Source organism: Thermomicrobiales bacterium (assembly GCA_037045155.1).
Classification (GTDB): Bacteria; Chloroflexota; Chloroflexia; order Thermomicrobiales; family CFX8; genus JAMLIA01.
In genome coordinates, this window is record JBAOIG010000005.1 from 404,672 (window position 1) to 421,224 (window position 16,553).

Here is a 16,553-nt window from a genome sequence, read left to right on the forward strand (position 1 = left end):
CGGTACGATTAGACAATGGAATCGATGACACACGAGAATCCGACTGAGATCACCTGGATCGGACATTCGACGGTCATGATCCGGACAGGCGAAACCTGGATTCTGACCGACCCGGTGCTGCGGGGCCGGACGGCGCACCTCCGCCGCCGGGTGCGTCTGCTGCCCGAAGACTGGCCGGCGCGGGTGGACGTGATCCTGCTATCGCACCTGCACCTTGACCATTGCGACCTGCCGACGTTGAAGAAGCTTGGCCGCGACATCCCGATCTTCGCTCCGGTTGGCGCGGGGGCATGGCTCCGCAAACACGGGTTCAGGCAGGTCGAGGAGTTGGCAGTCGGCGCGAGCCGGCAGGTGGAAGTGGCGACGGTTACTGCCGTCCCAGCCTTCCACTCGGGCCATCGCGTCCCGTTTGGCCCGACCGCGGCAACCATCGGCTACCTCGTCGAAGGCCGTCACACGACCTACTTCGCGGGCGACACAGATCTGTTCGACGGGATGGCCGAGCTCGGCCCGGATATCGACGTGGCGCTCATCCCGGTCTGGGGTTGGGGGCGGTCGCTTGGACCGGGACACCTCAACCCCGAGCGGGCGGCGTTGGCCGCCGGCCTGTTGCAGCCACGACTGGCGATCCCGATCCATTGGGGGACGCTGCACCCGTTTGGCACTGGCATCCGCGACCGGCGGTTTCTGGAGGATCCGCCGCACCAGTTCGCGGCGCGCGCCCGGGAGACAGCACCGGACGTGGAGGTTCGCATACTCGCGCCCGGCGGGCGTGTTGTCCTCGACTAGTGACCCTGTTCCGGCTTCGACCGCCAGGGCCAATGACCCTCCATCTCGACCACGAGCGACCAGGTCAGGAACGTCCGGATCACGACGAGCGCGCCCAGAACCGCAACGCTTTCAAGCGTCGGGTCGAGGATGACCGTGCGGATCACGTCACCGGCGACCAGTATCTCCAGGCCCAGCAACAGTCCGTCGCCGACGGTATGGCGATACTGGTCGTAGGCCTCCTTGCGCGGCGCTTTTGCGTTCCGCGCTGAAAGGAACACGACTGTCCCGTAGACGACCGCGACGACGATAATCACGACCGCCAGCAGTTCGATCACGATGGACGCGTAGTCCACAACCTTGAGCGCAGCGCCGATGAACCCTCCGTCGCTGCTGGCTGCCGCGCGGAACAGGTCAATTCCCGATGCTTCTACGACGCGCATATCACCCCACTAGCTGCCGTGTGTAGCCGGCGAAATCGAAACGCCGCGTGATCCATGGGTATGATGCGATACCCACGGTCGATCGGCCCACTTACAGTCGCGTGCCGCGGATTATTGCCGAGAACGTCGTCGCGATGCCAACCGTTGTTGTCAGGGCTGCGAGAGCGACGCCTTCTCTTCGGTCACCGCCGATGCGCCAGCGGAATGACGCCATCGCAGAATTGGTTGCCGCACCTGCACTGCCGACCAGACGATGAAGAAGATCGCGGTTGCGACGAGGACGACCGCAGCCCCTGACGCAACATTCCAGTAATAGGAGAGATACAGCCCGCTGACTCCGGACAGGACACCAATTCCGGCCGAAAGAGCCAGCAGTGCCGGCAGCCGGTCGGCAACGAGGCGCGCGGTCGCGGCCGGCGTGATCAGCATTGCCAGGACAAGGATGTTCCCGACGGTCTGCAGCGCGGTCACGATAGCCAACGCAAGCAATATGAGGAAGAGCTGATCATAACGCCACAGGCGCACGCCAAGCGACGTGGCGAGAGTCCTGTCGAATGTGATCAGCACCATTTCGCGGCGGAAGATGGCTAACACGCCGAGGACGACGACAGCGATTGCCGCCGTCAGCAACAGGTCACTCCGACTGACTCCCAGGATGTTGCCGAGCAAGAACGACGTCAGGTCACGGGCATAGGAGTTGGTCGAGCTGATCAGCGCAATACCAAGAGCGAACGCGCCCGCAAACATCACGCCGATCGCAGTGTCCTCGTGGAGTCGTTCGGACTGGCTGAGGATGCCGATGCCCAGCGAGACGACTGCCGCGGCGACGAGCGCGCCGATGAAGATGCTCGAGCCGAGCAGGAAAGCAATGACGATGCCGGGGAAGACGGCGTGGGCAAAGGCGTCGCCGACGAATGCCATGCCACGCAGCACGACGAAAGCGCCGACGATCCCACATACCAGGCCAACGATGATGATCGCCTCAAACGCGTGTTGCATGAAGACGAACTGCCACGGCTCGGTGAGCCAGTTGTATATGCCGAGGCTACTCATGAACGTGGGCGTCCTCACCGTGGATGTTCAAGCGCGAAATGTCACCGAACGCGACGGCGATTGTCAGTGGCGTCAACGCCTCGGCCGGCGGACCAACAGCAACGATGCGCCGGCTGAGAATCACGACCCGGTCGCTGATATCGCGCGCGCAGTCCAGGTTGTGGGTGGCCATGACAACGCACTTCCCCTCATCTCGCAACGACACGATCACTTCCTCGAACAACGCCTCGGTCGGGGCATCGACACCGGTAAACGGCTCGTCGAGCAGATATATCGCCGCCGGACGTATCAGGGCGCGAGCCAGGATGACACGCTGTTGCTGGCCGCCGGAAAGCCGTCCGATCTGGGTGCCGGCATGCTTGCTCATGCCGACGACTTCGAGCGCTCTCAGCGCGGCGTCGGTGCTCTCGCGGCGAAGTGGCCGCCAGCGGCTCGTTTCCCGGTATGCGCCCATCAGGACGAGGTCGAGGACGCTCGCCGGTAGCGTCCAGTCCAGCTTGTCACGCTGAGGGACGTAGACGATCTCCCGTCGGGGCTTCGCGCCAAGCGTCGGCGAGAATGCCACCGAGCCGCGATCGGGTCGGACATGGCCGGCGATCGCTTTCAGCATCGTGCTCTTGCCAGCGCCATTCGGACCAACGAAGGCGACGATCTCACCAGACCCCAACGCAAGCGACACGTCGTCCAACGCGACTCGATCGCCGTAGGCCACCGAGATGTGCGAGAGATCCACGAGAGGCTGTTGAGTCATCGCAACGCCTCGACAATCCGGGTGGTGTCGGTGCGCATCATGCCGATGTAGGTATCAGCGCCGCTGCCGGCCGGGCCAAGCGAGTCCCCGTACAGGTTGCTGACGATCTGGACACCGGCGTCCTCGGCGATGCGTCGGGCCAGCGTCGGATTGAGCGCGGCCTCGGTGAAAATCGCTCTCACCCCCTCGGCCCTGATCAGGTCGATGAGCGCGGCCGTCTCACGCGCCGACGGCTGCGCCTGCGCATCGAGGCTGGGCACAATCGTCCCGACCAGCGTCAGGCCATAGGTGTGGACGTAATAGCCAAAGGCGTCGTGATTCGTCACCAGCTTTCGTTGCGACTCCGGTATGGTCGCGATCTGCTCTCGAATCCAGCCATCGAGATCCGCGAGCTCGGACTGGTAGCGTGTTGCATTTGCGCGATAGATCTCGGCCGAGCCCGGGTCGGCGGCGATCAGCGCGTCGCGGATGTTCGCGACCATCACCTGTGCATTGGCGACATCGAACCAGACATGTGGATCTTCGCCCTCGTGGCTATGCCCGCTGGCATCTTCTTCATGCTGCTCGCCCTCGATCGTCGTCACCCTATCGGTGACGACCGCGACATGCGCGTCAGTTCCCGACACGTCGATCATATTGATAACCCAGGCATCCAGACCCATGCCATGTTCGAGGACGACATCGGCCCGGGCGACCGCGCCAATCTCCCGTGGGGTTGGCTCGAACGAGTGCGGGTCTGCGTTGGCCGGCACGAGGCTGCGAACCGTCACGCGATCGCCGCCAACGTTGCGAGCCATATCGGCGATAATCGTGGTGGTGGCGACGACCGACAAGCTATCCGCGCCGGCCGCATCCGGCGAGCCGCAGGAGACAAGCACGAAGGCGCTGAGCAAGATGACGAACGCCAGCGCGCCACTGATAGCGCGTCGGGCCATCATCTGTTTTCGGATTTCTATCACGTTGGATGCTGCTAACTATTGAGACTCAGTATCAATACCAGCGTAGATGATACCGCGCCGATCTGTGAGATCCAACCGGGAAGCCGGAGTTCGGTTAGGATCATCAGTGGATGAGAGGGGACCGGCCATGCGACGCTACGGATATCGCTGCGGCTCGTGCGACGAGGAGTTCGACCTGGAGCGGCCAGTGAGCGAAGCGGGAGAGCCGACGACATGCCCGTTCTGCGGGGAGCCGGCCCAACGCGTCTTCCACTCGCCCAAGTTCCTGTTCAAAGGCGACCCCAGCGACAATCGGCCCGTCTGGCATAACCATGGGGCCTTCGGCCACGCTCACCCACCGCGCCGGGGACATCACCCGCCGGGGGTCGAGGACGAGTAACCACGACGGACAGGTAGAAGAAGGATAACGATGGCGACCAATGGGACACTAAGCGCGGCGGAGCGTGAGTTCATCAGCGCAGTCCGCTTCGGCGTACTGGCGACGATCGGCCACGATGGAACCCCTCAGCAGACAGTGATGTGGTACGACGTGCGCGGCGATCAGATCATGATGAACACCACAGCGGACCGAATCAAGCGCGGCAATATCCAGCGCGACCCGCGCGTCTCGATCTGTATCGAAGAAGGCTATAAGTACGTCACACTCCGGGGTGTGGTGGCCGAGATTATCGACGAGCCGGAGGCAGCGCTGAACGATATTCTGTCGCTCGCGGTCCGTTACAATCCCGGCACAACGCCGGCAGATCACACGCAGTTCCTGGGTCAGGCCCGACAGACGCTGCTGATCCGAATCGATCGAGTCCTGTCAAACGGACTGGGCGGGTAGCCTGGCGCGTCACTGAGGCGCGCTTTCGAGGATCGCGAGCGGGAGCAAATGGAATACCGTGGCGAGCGGCAGTACATCGTTCGCCACGAGCCGCTCGTCAGTGAGCACATCGCGCCAGTGCGCCGGCGCATCGTCCGGCAGCAACACGCGAGTGTTCCCCCAGGCGGCCGCGCCGACCGGCAACGCTGCCTCGTCCAATCCCGCCGTGCGGGAGAGCGTCGCGACCAGGCGTGAGACGATCGTAAGAGACCATGCGTCATCCGCCCGACGGGCGAACGCCACGACGTGCTCGCGTCGCGGTCCAACAACCTCCAGAGGTATGTACACCCCGCCATCGAACAGGTCTCGCCGCTGCCGGCGGAACGTCGCCAACCGTTGGGTAACGAAGAGCTTGATCGATCCGTCCTGCCAGTTCGCGAGCAACCGCGAAACGTCTGTGAATGGCAATCGATCGAGCAGGGCAATACGGTGGTCGAAGTCGACGGGACGTCGGTTATCCGGGTCGACCAGGCTCAGATCCCACAGCTCGCTGCCCTGATAGAAATCGGCCACACCGGGCGCCGTTGCCTTCAGCGCCAATTGAGACAGCGAGTTCAGCGATCCGAACCAGGCTACCCGACGCTGGAACGAGCGGAAATCATCCAGGAAGGCCCGGTTGCCCGACGCCAGAATGGCATCGATAAACGTGGCGACTGCGTCCTCCCATGCGACATTCCGGTCGATCCAACTGGTGTGCTGCTTCGCTTCGCGGCAGGCCTTCTCCAGGTACTGCCTGATTCGGCCGGGGTAGTCAGGCAGATCGGCATCATCAAACGGCCAACTACCAATGAGTGTCTGGTAGAGCAGGTATTCGGTGTTGCCATCCGGGGCCATGGCGCCATCGACCTCGCGCCGGAGGTGGCGGTTCGCCTCTCGCCAGCGGTCGACGTGCGCGGCCCACTCATCAACCAGCTCGGAGATCACGACGATCCTCGCGCGGACATCCTCGCTGCGCTTGGTGTCGTGGGTTGACGTGGCATTCATCGTCGCTGGCCACCGCTCGGCCCGGCCGGCAATCGCGGCATGAAACGCGTCCGGCTCGATGCCAACTACATCGGGCGCGCCGCCGACGTCGTTCAGCGCAATCAGCCGGTTGAAGATGTAGAGCGACGTGTCTTCGTACCCCTTGGCCATGACGGGGCTGGTGAATTGCTGAACGCGCAGGACGAATGGCAAGCGCTCGTCGTCTGGACCGGTTTCGAGAGCGCCGGCCGATTCGAGGAGCAGGACGCGGCGGATGAAGCGCAAGGCGCGCCGCAACTCCGGCCGATGCTGTATGGCGTCGTCGATCACCTGGTCGATGCGATCGCGGTCCTCATCGCGGACGCCTGCCGGAGTCGAATAGGTCCGATAGATCGGAAAGCGGGCGATCATCTCGGTCAACGCCTGGCCCAGCTCGCGCTGCCCGAGATCGCGCCCATGTCGATCCCAGGCGGTCAGCCGGTCAAGCCAGACGACGAGCGAGCGAACATCACCGGAGAAGAGATCGGCCATTACGCGTCGCTTCTGGCGGTAGACGATCTCCGCGAAGCTCTCGTCGACGCCGCTGACGCGCCGGAAGGCGGCATCCAGCTTCTGTTCCGCGTTTCGATCGACAAACAGGGCGTTGACGAGATTGAGAAAGTCATAGCCGGTTGTGCCAGCGACAGGCCATTCCGCCGGAAGATCTTCCCCGGACGCCAGGATCTTCTCGACAAGCACGTAGCTCTCCGCGCCGGGCTCACCGCGTTCGGCCAGAGCGGCGCGCATTACCGCATCGAGGCGTTCGAGGTATTGGCCGGGATCGTACAGACCATCGATATGATCGACGCGCAAGGCTGCGACCTGGCCGGCCCGCGCCATCGAGCGGAGCTGGGCATGACGGGCGGCGAAGACATCCTCATCCTCAATGCGCATCGAAACAAGATCGGCGATGTCGAAGAAACGGCGGTAGTTGATCTCGGTGCTTGCAACACGCCAGTAGGAGAGTCGATAGGCTTGGTCGGAAAGAACGCGATCGAGAATGTCGACGCTGGTTGGTTCACCGACCCGGCCATTGATCAGCGCGAGGTTCTCGTCAACGAATGTCCGCACGATGTCGTTCGCTGCATAGATCTCCCACAGTCGCTGTTCAAGCAACCCCGTTTCCTCCCGGCGGCGCTGGATGGCCGGCGCGTCGGTCGTGAACCGGTCGGGCATCGTGTCGGAGAGCTCGATCAGCCCCTCATACGCCTGAAGCGCGACGGCATCGCTGGCAAGCCGATCCTTGAGCAGCCCGTAGCGTTGCTCGAGGAGCAGCCGGTAGGTTGTCGGGTCGAGTGGCATCCGGTTGTCATAGTAGACAACGGTGAAGCCTCGCTCATCGATCTCGACACGAAGCTCCAGCGCTTCGAGGACGATGCCGTAATGGTTACCGAGAATCGGAAGCAGCACCTTGCGGTCGAGCGACCCGCCGCTCGCGCTCTCATACCAGGCGATGTCGAAGAAGTTCGCGAACTCGGAGCTCTGCCCATTCTCGAGCACGCTCCACCACCATGCATTCTCCGGGCTGGCGGCCATGTGGTTGGGAACGATATCCAGCAGAATTTCGAGGCCGTTGGCCGCCATCGTCTCGCTCAGACGATCAAAGCCCTCGCTGCCGCCGAGCTCCGGATTGATCTGTGTGGCGTCAGTGACGTCGTACCCGTGCTGGCTACCGACGCGCGCCTTCAGAATTGGCGAAAGGTACAGATGCGAGATCCCGAGCCGGGCGAGGTACGGAACGAGCGCAGCCGCAGCATCGAACCCGAACGCGGGGGTCAGTTGCAGACGATATGTGGCAGTTGGTCGCATCGCGGCGGCGCATCCTCTCTCGTCGCGGGTCAGATCACGCCTTCGCGCGCCAGCACGACGGCCGAACGCGGCGCAATCGTGAGCCGCGCGGAGGCGGGCGCTGTGATCTGCTCCGGCTGTGGCCCGTCCGCGGCGCCGAGCAATACCTTCCACTCGCCGGGTGGCAACGGCAGGAGCGGTGAGCGTGACTCCGCTGACAGGTTATAGACCATTGCGACTTCGTCGCCGTCCGTCCAGCGCCGGACGAGGAGGACATCGCCCTCCAGCTCGACAACATCCTGGCGACGCTTATCCAGGCAAGCCAGGGCCGGCCGCTCGCGCCTGAGGCGGAGCAGATCCCGGTACAGGTCCAGCATCGCCGCGTGCTCGCCGCGCTCGCTCAGCGAGTGATCGAGCTTCGAGCGTTCGAATGTCGCGGGATCCTGAGGGTCGGGGACATCCGGTTGCCAGCCGAATCGGCTGAACTCGGCTCGCCGGCCCCGCGAGACGGCCTCAGCGAGAGCCGGGTCGGTGTGGCTGGTGAAATACTGGAATGGGGCATCCTCGGCATATTCCTCGCCCATGAACATCAGTGGGATGTATGGCGAAAGCAGGTAGATGGCAGCAGCCAGGCGCGCCGCATCGTGTCCGACAATATGCGAGAGCCGTTCGCCAGCCGCCCGGTTGCCGACCTGGTCGTGGTTCTGGGCGCAGACGACGAACTGGCTTGCGTCGCCCTGGTCCGGCGAGCTGCCATAGGTGCGCTGGCGATATTCAGAGTAGACGCCGTCGAAGACGAAGACCTGACGAACTGCCTTGGCCAGTTCCGCGATGCTGCCGAACTGCGAGTAGTAGCCGTCACGCTCGCCGGTCAGCAGGGCGTGGAGCGCATGATGCAGATCGTCACCCCACTGCGCATCCAGCCCATAGCCATTCCGAGCGGCGGGGACGATGTAGCGGACGTCGTTGGCATCGCTCTCGGCAATTGTCCAGATATGCCGGTCCTGGCGCGTCGCCTCCTCGTGGATGGCGTCGCTAAGGGAGCGAAGGAAGTGGATGGCGGACTCGTCGATGATGCGGTCGGTGGCGTCGAGTCGGAAGCCATCGATGTGAAAATCGCGAACCCAGTGAAGCGCGTTCTCGATGAAGAAGCGACGCACATCGTCACTCCACGGACCATCAACGTTGACGGCATCCCCCCAGGGGGTGTGGTAGCGGTCGGTGAAGTAATAGCCATATTTCGCGAGGTAGTTGCCTTCTGGCCCAAGATGGTTGTAGACAACGTCCAGCAGGACGGCCAGACCCTGCGCGTGACAAGCGTCGACCAACCGACGCAGACCGTCCGGGCCGCCGTAGGATGTCTGGGGCGCGTAGAGATCGACCCCGTCATAGCCCCAGTTACGATCGCCAGGGAACTGAGCAACTGGCATCAGCTCGATCGCGGTTACGCCCAGATCCCGGAGCGAGGGCAACATCGGCACGACACCATCGAAAGAGCCGGCAGCCGAGAACGTTCCCACGTGGAGCTCGTAGATCACGAGCGCTTCCCGAGGAATCCCTTCCCAGCCACCATCGGTCCAGTCGAAGGTCGGGTCGACGATCGCTGAAGCACTGTGGACGCCGTCCGGCTGGGAGCGAGAGGCGGGATCGGGCCATTCGTCGACACCATCGAGCCGGTAGGTGTAGCGGTCGCCCGGCTGGACACCATCGATGGACACGCGGTAATAGCCGTGTGGGCATGGCTCTAGCGCGACGAAGCGCGGCGGCGCGCCATGGAGATGAACCTCGACCTCACGCGCTCGCGGCGCCCAGACCGTGAAGCGAACGCGGCCGTTGCCCAGCCAGATCGCCCCGAGCTCCAGATCCGGCATATCTCCTCCAATGGTCTGTCCCGGACTGTCCCCACGGCGCTCGTGCGCGGGACCGGCTACGCCTCGCCGTCCTTCTTGAACAGGACAATGCCCAGCGGCGGCGCGGTGATGGAGATCGAATACGGCCGGCCGTGCCAGGGGACAAGCGTCGCCTCGATGCCGCCGAGGTTGCCCTGCCCGCCACCCCAGTACTCACGCGCATCGCTGTTGAGTATCTCGCGGTAGTAGCCCGGCTCAGAGACGCCGATCCGGTACGCATGGCGCGGTATCGGGGTGAGGTTGCAGACGACGATGATCGACTCTCGACGGTTGGAAGCATGGCGGACATAGGAGATGACGCTGTTCTCGCTGTCGTTCGCGTCCAGCCATTCGTGGCCGGCCGGGTCGAAGTCGAGCTCGTGGAGGGCCGGCTCGGAGCGATAGGCGCGGTTGAGCGCGGAGAGCCACCGCGAGACACCGACATGGGCCTCTGTGTCGAGCAGATGCCAGTCGAGGCTGCTCTCGTGGTCCCACTCGTCGCGCTGGGCAATCTCGGCGCCCATGAAGAGCAGCTTCTTCGCCGGCTGAGTGAACATGTAGCCGTAGAGCGCGCGGAGATTGGCGAACTTCTGCCAGTCGTCGCCGGCCATCTTCGATAGCAGGCTGCCCTTCATGTGGACGACCTCGTCATGCGAGAGCGGCAGGACGAAGCTTTCGCTGAAGGCGTAGAGCCCACGAAACGTCAGATAGTTCTGATGATACCGGCGATGGATCGGATCCTTCTCGAAATAGGCCAGGGTGTCATGCATCCAGCCCATGTCCCACTTCATGCCGAAGCCGAGCCCGCCGACATAGGTCGGTCGCGAGACCATCGGCCAGGCGGTCGACTCCTCGGCGATCGTCTGGACGTCGGGGTATTCGCCATACACGACGGTATTGAGCTGGCGCAGGAAGTCGATCGCGTCGAGATTCTCCCGGCCGCCGAAGCGGTTGGGAATCCATTCTCCAGCCTTGCGGGAATAGTCAAGGTAGAGCATTGATGCGACAGCGTCCACACGCAGCCCATCGATATGATACTGGTCGAGCCAGTAGACCGCGCTGGAGAGCAGGAACGAGCGAACCTCTGGCCGGCCGTAGTTGAAGATCGCGGTGTGCCAGTCGGGGTGGTAGCCCTGGCGCGGGTCAGCGTGCTCGTAGAGATGGGTGCCATCAAATCTGTAGAGACCGATCTCGTCGGTCGGAAAGTGAGACGGGACCCAGTCCAGGATGACGCCGATACCTCGCTGGTGGAGGTAATCGACGAAGTACTTGAAATCTTGCGGAGTGCCGAAGCGGCTGGTCGGCGCGAAAAACCCGGTCGTCTGATACCCCCAGGAACCCGAGAACGGGTGCTCCATAATCGGCAGCAGCTCGACGTGGGTGAAGCCAGTCGTCTCGATGTGGTCGGCCAGCTTCGCCGCGATCTCACGATAGGAGAGCGAGCGATTGCCGTCCTCGGGCACGCGCATCCAGGAACCGAGGTGCATCTCATAGATCGAGATCGGCGCGTCAGCCGCGTTGCGCCGGCCGCGCTCCGCCATCCATCCGGCGTCGCCCCACTCGTACTCCAGATCCCAGACGACCGAGCCGGTCTTCGGCGACGTCTCGGCGTGGATGGCGAACGGATCAGCCTTCTGCACGACCTGCCCATGGAGCCGCGACCAGATCTGATACTTGTAGATAGCGCCGTGCCCGACGTGCGGCACGAAGGCTTCCCAGATTCCGGAGACACCCTCACTGGTCAGGGGCGTCGCGTCGGGATTCCAATCATTGAACTCGCCGACGACGGCAACACGCTCGGCGTTCGGCGCCCAGACGGCGAAATAGGCACCATCAACGCCATCGACGGACGCGAGGTGCGAGCCGAGCTTCTCGTAGAGCCGGTGGTGCGTGCCTTCGTTGAACAGGAAGACGTCGTCGCCAGTCAGCAGGGTAGATCGTTCCACGTCATCACCCTTCTTCATCACTCTGGCGCGAACTGTTCTGGTCGTCCTCTTTGCCACTGTGCCACGCTCCGGTCCTGCTGATGGACTGCCGTCCCAACGGTAGCGACGCAAGATAGTTGCCAGTCAGCCAGTCGATCCAACGCCGCAGCGCGACGTTCCATACTGACGAATCGTAGCGCGATTGACGCTCACGCGATACATTGATCATCTATAGTATAGATGCTGGATTGTCGATGGGTTCTTCGAGATCAACGAGGCGAGGCGCATGCGAACCACAAACCGGGATGCCAGAAACGACGATTCCGCCCGGGCTTCCCGTCGTCGGTGGTCGGCAAGCGCGGCGCTGCACCAGACGTTCCACGCGCTTCGCAATCGAAACTATCGCCTGTTCTGGATGGGTCAGGTGGTGTCGACCATCGGCACCTGGATGCAGCGGATCGCATTGGCGTGGCTGGTGCTGGACCTCACCAACTCCCCATTAGCGCTTGGCCTGGTGTCGATGTTTCAAACGCTACCGGTGCTGTTTCTGTCGCTGTTCGGTGGCGTCATCGCGGATCGATTCTCGAAGCGCAATTTGCTGCTGGTCACGCAGGCAGTCAAGCTGGTGCCATCGGCCGTGTTGGCCGTTCTCGTGATTATCGGTGCGACGAATCTCACCGCGATCTATGTGCTTGCCACGCTACTCGGGATAACGAACGCAATCGACAGCCCGGCCCGGCAGGCGTTCGTCAAGGAGCTGGCCGGCCCGGAGGATCTGCCGAATGCTATCGCGCTCAACTCGATTGTGTTCAACTCGGCGCGTCTGATCGGGCCGGCCCTCGGCGGCATCACGATCGCATGGATCGGTGTTGCTGGGTGCTTCACGATCGACGCGGTCAGCTTCCTCGCCGTCTTGCTCGGACTTGCGCTGATGCGCGAGGACGAGCTGTATGAGGTGCCGAACGCGCCAAAGGGACGGATGATCAGCCAGATCTCCGATGGGGTTCGCTATGCCCTGCGAACGCCCGACATCATGGTCGTGCTGATTCTGATGGCGGTAGTCGGCACGTTTGGCTACAACTTCACTGTTCTGCTGCCCCTGATCGCCAAGTATGTGCTGAATGCTGGGCCAATGGGCTTTGGCATGCTCACGTCGGCAATGGCAATCGGCTCACTCATCGCGGCGATCGGCATCGCCTACTCCGGGCGCGTATCACAACGCACGCTGTTGATCGGGGCAACCGGCTTTCCCGTCTTGCTCACGGCGCTCGCGATCTCGACGATGTGGGCGACAACAATCGCAGTTCTGATTGCGCTCGGCCTGTTCAGCATTACGTTCAGCGCCACTGCCAACAGCCGACTTCAGATGCTCAGCCTTCCGGAATATCGTGGCCGGGTGATGAGCTTTTACACGCTGCTGTTCATGGGCTCGACGCCGATTGGCAGCCTGGTGATCGGCACACTTGCCGAGCGTCAGGGAGTGCGCATGGCGATCTTCGAGCTGGCGATGATCTGCGCCGTCGGGGTCGCGGCCGGCTATCTCTACATCCGCACCCGAGTCGCCAGCCCAATCGACGTCACTGTCGCGCCGCAGAAACAGCACGCGCCCTGAGCCAGCGGCCGGCAGGGTGGGACTGGGCAACCTGGCGACATCAATTTGGCGGCAACCTGGCGCGAAACGACGGCGTCCCTGCTAGGATGCGTCCTCAGATACCGATGTTCGACCTGCTCGGGGGCGTGACTCGCGGGCAGCAGGGGAGGTAGCGTCATGCCGGTAGAAGAGACCGTTGTCGACTATCTGAACGAGAACTACAAGCGGTTCTCGGGTCTCGCGCGAGCCATCTGGGAACATCCAGAGGTCGGGCTGGAGGAGACATTCGCCTCGAAGACCATTGCCGATGAGTTGGAGCAGGCCGGCTTCTCGGTCGAGCACGGCGTCGGCCAGATGGAAACCGCCTTCGTCGCCAGCTGGGGCGAGGGGACTCCGATCATCGGCATTCTGGGAGAGTACGACGCGCTGCCGAGCCTCTCGCAGGATGCAACCCCGGAGCGGCACGAGCTTGTGTCGGGGGGACCGGGCCATGGCTGCGGTCACAATCTGTACGGTGTCGGCGCGCTCGGCGCGGCGTTAGCCATGCAGCTGGCCATGAAGGAGCAGGGCATCACCGGCACGGTTCGCTACTACGGCTGCCCGGCCGAGGAGACGCTCACCGGCAAGACGTACATGGCGCGCGCCGGCGTCTTCGACGATCTGGATGCCTCGGTCACCTGGCACCCTGGCTACGCGAATACCGCCACCACCAATGGCTCCAGCCTGGCCATGTATTCGTTCAAGGTGCACTACCACGGCATTGCGTCTCATGGCGCCGCCGCCCCACACATGGGTCGCAGCGCGTTGGACGGGGCGATGCTGATGGATATCGGCGTGAACTACCTGCGCGAGCACATCATCCAGGATGCCCGAATCCATAGCGTCATCAAGGACGGCGGCGAAGCGCCGAACGTGGTTCCGCCGACGGCAACCATCTGGTACTTCGTCCGCGCTCCCAAGCGCGAGGAGGTCGAGTCGATCTATCAGCGGATGCTCGACTGCGCCAAGGGCGCGGCGCTGATGACCGGGACGACCTACGACGTCGAGTTTCTGACCGGCTGCTCCGATATGCTGCCGAATCCCACGATCAGCAACATCATGCTGGACAAGATGGAGGCGCTCGGCGGTATCGAATTCAGCCACGATGACATGGATTTCGCTCGCAGGCTGCAATCGACGATCGACCCTGAGATCGTCGAAATGGGCCGCCGGCAGACACTGGCGGGCGCAAGAGAGGGGACAACTGCCGCAGATATCGGCGACGTGCTGTGTGAGAACGTCATCCGACCGACGAATGAGTTCCGCACGATGCACGGATCGACCGAGGTTGGCGATGTCAGCCAGATCACACCGACCAGCATGCTGACGACGTGCTGCCATCCGCTCGGCTCGCCGGGCCACAGCTGGCAGATCACGGCATCGTCTGGCGCAGAGATCGGCTTCAAGGGGATGGACTACGCCGCCAAGGCGATGGCGCTCACCGGTCTGGAGCTGATGGTCAACAAGGACGCGCTCGACGCCGCCAAGCAGGATTTCCTGCGCGACACCGGAGGCCGCAAGTACGTGACTCCGCTGCCGGAGGGAGCAACCCCCAAGCGGGGCGGCTGACGATCGCCGACCACCTCTGCTGATAGGATAGCGCCCCTCTCCGCAATGATGGGAGAGGGGCGTCCCTGTCTGGGCCTAGACGACGTTGGCGCCGGCGCGGTAGACCGCGATTGGCCAGGCCTGCTGGCCGCCGCTGAAGACGCTCACGATGTTGCCATCAGCGTCGCGTTCGTATCGGTACAGTTCACCGACCGATCCGTACGGTGAACCATTCATGATGCGCAGCGTGTTATCGTCGATAACAGCCAACTCCACAGCCTGCATGTGCGGCGCTGGGGCGATCGGGCTCCCCGCATAGAGCTTGCCGCCCAGGACATAGATATCAGTCACTCCCCAGAGTGCCGCGAACCGGCCCGTGAAGCGGCTCAGGTCGATCTTCGTGTCGGGCGCAGCCGGTGGCGCGATCGCAGCGCTGTTGACGAGCCCGGAGCTGAGCGGCAGCTTCGACGCAACGACGCGCGCCGAATCGAGCACCCTCAGGATGCCGGCAGCCAGCTCTTCCGCCGGGCCATCGACCGCGTTGGTCAGTACGGAGATCGCAAGACCTTCGTTCGGATCCCACATCGTGCGGGTGATATGACCCGGATAGCCGCCGGAATGCCCGACCATCCGGTGCCCATCGTAGTAGCGCACGATGGTGCCGTAGCCGTAGCCATCCTGCGGGGCTTCGGGCGCGAGCCCTGTCCAGACCGGCCGCTGCATCTCGTTCTTCGACCGATCGCTCAGCAAGCGACCATCGCCAAAGAAGTGGGCAGAGGCGAACTGAACCATGTCCTCCGCGGTGGAATAGAACCCCGTCGCTGCCGCCATCGCATGGGTGTCGACGTGCGGGATAACCTGGCGTTCGGTCCAGCTGGCAAGCCCGCTATGACCGCCGGCGTATTCAGACAGGCGATCCGGGTCCAGCTCCGGCCCGGTGTTTTGGAGGCCGAGCTTCTCGACGATCGCGGTCTTCGTGTATTCGTTGTAGGAGCTGCCGCCGGCCGCGCCGACGATCATCCCAAGCAGCGAATATCCGATATTGGTGTACTTGAACGTCGCCTGAGGTTGGCGAATGGCGCCCTCTCGAATGGCGATCTCCAGCAGCTCCTCGTCACCCGGGAACGGGCGATCGTGGGCCCAGTAATTCGCATCGACACCATCGCGAATGACACCGGCGGAATGGGACGCGAGCTCGCGCACCGTCACATCGGCAAGCGGCGATCCGGCCTTTGCCAGGGCGGGGATCCACGATCCAGCCGTGTCGTCGAGCCGCAGCTTGCCGGCCTCGACTAGCTGCATGACAGCGGTCGAGGTGAATGTCTTGGAATGGGACGCGATACGGAACAGATGCGACGTCGTCAGCGCCTCGCCAGTGTCGAGGTTCGAGACGCCATATGCCTTGCTGAACTGCAGCTTGCCATCGAACCAGACCGCCACCTGCGCTCCGGTAGCGCGAAGCTTCCAGACGCGATAGTCGAGCCAGGAATCGACATACGCGAGCGCTTCGCTCATCTGATCGACCGACGAGTTCGGGGTACTTGCCACCACTACACTCCATCACGTCCGGTTTGGCCCGGACTCTTCGTGAGACAACACTGAGATGTCCGGCGCAGATCGAGCTGGGTGGTACCGCCCGCGCGATCCAGGCCGGAGCCTCAGTGGCCCAGTCTACGGCATCCCGCGCGAACGCGGTCAATGCGACGCGTCCCGAGTCGGACATTCGCGGAGGACGATCGCGCCTAAACGTTCGGGTTGCGGATCAGCTGCTCTGCCTCACTCAGATCGTGTCCGAGCGACTTCCCACGCTCGCGGGAGACGCCGAGCAGCGCTCGAAGCACGATCGCACCGACGAGAGATGTGATCGCAACGATGGCGAGCCCGGCGAGCAGCCAGAGTATTGCAACCACGTCTCATCCCCTCCGCCCTGCC

General features: G+C 63.3%; 14 protein-coding genes. 5 read left to right on the forward strand and 9 right to left on the reverse strand.

Annotation, left to right across the window (positions count from 1 at the left end):
• Positions 1-15 precede the first annotated feature (15 nt).
• Complete coding sequence (locus V9F06_12045) at positions 16-789, forward strand: MBL fold metallo-hydrolase (protein ID MEI2618334.1); 774 nt, start codon at positions 16-18, stop codon at positions 787-789.
• Here V9F06_12045 and V9F06_12050 read toward each other — a convergent pair.
• From V9F06_12050 to V9F06_12065, 4 genes are all read right to left on the reverse strand, one after another.
• Positions 786-1,211 carry a DUF1622 domain-containing protein gene (locus tag V9F06_12050; GenBank protein MEI2618335.1) on the reverse strand — a complete coding sequence of 142 codons (426 nt, stop codon included), beginning with the start codon at positions 1,209-1,211 and terminating at the stop codon, positions 786-788. The genes V9F06_12045 and V9F06_12050 overlap by 4 nt on opposite strands.
• Positions 1,212-1,361: 150 nt before the next feature.
• Positions 1,362-2,264: a metal ABC transporter permease gene (locus tag V9F06_12055; protein ID MEI2618336.1), complete on the reverse strand. Its 903-nt coding sequence runs from the start codon at positions 2,262-2,264 to the stop codon at positions 1,362-1,364.
• On the reverse strand, positions 2,257-3,015 hold the full coding sequence (locus V9F06_12060) for a metal ABC transporter ATP-binding protein (GenBank protein ID MEI2618337.1): 759 nt from the start codon (positions 3,013-3,015) through the stop codon (positions 2,257-2,259). Before V9F06_12060 ends, V9F06_12055 begins: the two co-directional genes overlap by 8 nt.
• Positions 3,012-3,953, reverse strand: a complete 942-nt coding sequence (locus tag V9F06_12065; protein ID MEI2618338.1) for a zinc ABC transporter substrate-binding protein — start codon at positions 3,951-3,953, stop codon at positions 3,012-3,014. Before V9F06_12065 ends, V9F06_12060 begins: the two co-directional genes overlap by 4 nt.
• Positions 3,954-4,101: 148 nt before the next feature.
• On the opposite strand from V9F06_12065, the gene V9F06_12070 reads away from it, so the two are divergent.
• Positions 4,102-4,353 (forward strand): zinc ribbon domain-containing protein, encoded by a 252-nt coding sequence (locus V9F06_12070; GenBank protein ID MEI2618339.1) that lies wholly within the window; start codon positions 4,102-4,104, stop codon positions 4,351-4,353.
• A 30-nt stretch (positions 4,354-4,383) separates the two neighbouring features.
• Positions 4,384-4,800, forward strand: coding sequence for a PPOX class F420-dependent oxidoreductase (locus V9F06_12075; protein ID MEI2618340.1), 417 nt, complete (start codon positions 4,384-4,386; stop codon positions 4,798-4,800).
• Between the two features lie 9 nt (positions 4,801-4,809).
• Here the strand turns inward: V9F06_12075 and treY are convergent, their stop codons facing one another.
• The 3 genes from treY to glgB are packed head-to-tail and all read right to left on the reverse strand — an operon-like array spanning position 4,810 to position 11,464.
• Positions 4,810-7,650, reverse strand: a complete 2,841-nt coding sequence (treY, locus tag V9F06_12080) for a malto-oligosyltrehalose synthase (GenBank protein MEI2618341.1) — start codon at positions 7,648-7,650, stop codon at positions 4,810-4,812.
• A 29-nt stretch (positions 7,651-7,679) separates the two neighbouring features.
• Positions 7,680-9,500, reverse strand: a complete 1,821-nt coding sequence (gene treZ, locus V9F06_12085) for a malto-oligosyltrehalose trehalohydrolase (protein ID MEI2618342.1) — start codon at positions 9,498-9,500, stop codon at positions 7,680-7,682.
• Between the two features lie 56 nt (positions 9,501-9,556).
• Positions 9,557-11,464 (reverse strand): 1,4-alpha-glucan branching protein GlgB, encoded by a 1,908-nt coding sequence (gene glgB / locus V9F06_12090; GenBank protein MEI2618343.1) that lies wholly within the window; start codon positions 11,462-11,464, stop codon positions 9,557-9,559.
• Positions 11,465-11,729: 265 nt separating this feature from the next.
• Here glgB and V9F06_12095 point away from each other — a divergent pair, with 265 nt between their 5' ends.
• Both V9F06_12095 and V9F06_12100 read left to right on the forward strand, forming a co-directional pair.
• Positions 11,730-13,055: an MFS transporter gene (locus V9F06_12095; protein ID MEI2618344.1), complete on the forward strand. Its 1,326-nt coding sequence runs from the start codon at positions 11,730-11,732 to the stop codon at positions 13,053-13,055.
• Between the two features lie 156 nt (positions 13,056-13,211).
• On the forward strand, positions 13,212-14,642 hold the full coding sequence (locus V9F06_12100; GenBank protein ID MEI2618345.1) for an amidohydrolase: 1,431 nt from the start codon (positions 13,212-13,214) through the stop codon (positions 14,640-14,642).
• 75 nt (positions 14,643-14,717) lie between these two features.
• On the opposite strand, the gene V9F06_12105 is transcribed toward V9F06_12100, so the two are convergent.
• The gene (locus tag V9F06_12105; protein ID MEI2618346.1) at positions 14,718-16,169 is read right to left on the reverse strand and encodes a serine hydrolase domain-containing protein; all 1,452 of its coding nucleotides are present in this window, start codon (positions 16,167-16,169) and stop codon (positions 14,718-14,720) included.
• A 194-nt stretch (positions 16,170-16,363) separates the two neighbouring features.
• Positions 16,364-16,531, reverse strand: a complete 168-nt coding sequence (locus tag V9F06_12110; GenBank protein ID MEI2618347.1) for a hypothetical protein — start codon at positions 16,529-16,531, stop codon at positions 16,364-16,366.
• Positions 16,532-16,553: the final 22 nt, after the last annotated feature.

Coding starts and splice junctions, on each gene's coding strand:
- V9F06_12075 (MEI2618340.1), top strand. CDS start 4,384: ATGGCGACCAATGGGACACTAAGCGCGGCGGAGCGTGAGTTCATCAGC.
- V9F06_12095 (MEI2618344.1), top strand. CDS start 11,730: ATGCGAACCACAAACCGGGATGCCAGAAACGACGATTCCGCCCGGGCT.
- V9F06_12100 (MEI2618345.1), top strand. CDS start 13,212: ATGCCGGTAGAAGAGACCGTTGTCGACTATCTGAACGAGAACTACAAG.
- V9F06_12050 (MEI2618335.1), bottom strand. CDS start 1,211: ATGCGCGTCGTAGAAGCATCGGGAATTGACCTGTTCCGCGCGGCAGCC.
- V9F06_12055 (MEI2618336.1), bottom strand. CDS start 2,264: ATGAGTAGCCTCGGCATATACAACTGGCTCACCGAGCCGTGGCAGTTC.
- V9F06_12065 (MEI2618338.1), bottom strand. CDS start 3,953: ATGATGGCCCGACGCGCTATCAGTGGCGCGCTGGCGTTCGTCATCTTG.
- treZ (MEI2618342.1), bottom strand. CDS start 9,500: ATGCCGGATCTGGAGCTCGGGGCGATCTGGCTGGGCAACGGCCGCGTT.
- V9F06_12070 (MEI2618339.1), top strand. CDS start 4,102: ATGCGACGCTACGGATATCGCTGCGGCTCGTGCGACGAGGAGTTCGAC.
- treY (MEI2618341.1), bottom strand. CDS start 7,650: ATGCGACCAACTGCCACATATCGTCTGCAACTGACCCCCGCGTTCGGG.
- V9F06_12045 (MEI2618334.1), top strand. CDS start 16: ATGGAATCGATGACACACGAGAATCCGACTGAGATCACCTGGATCGGA.
- V9F06_12060 (MEI2618337.1), bottom strand. CDS start 3,015: ATGACTCAACAGCCTCTCGTGGATCTCTCGCACATCTCGGTGGCCTAC.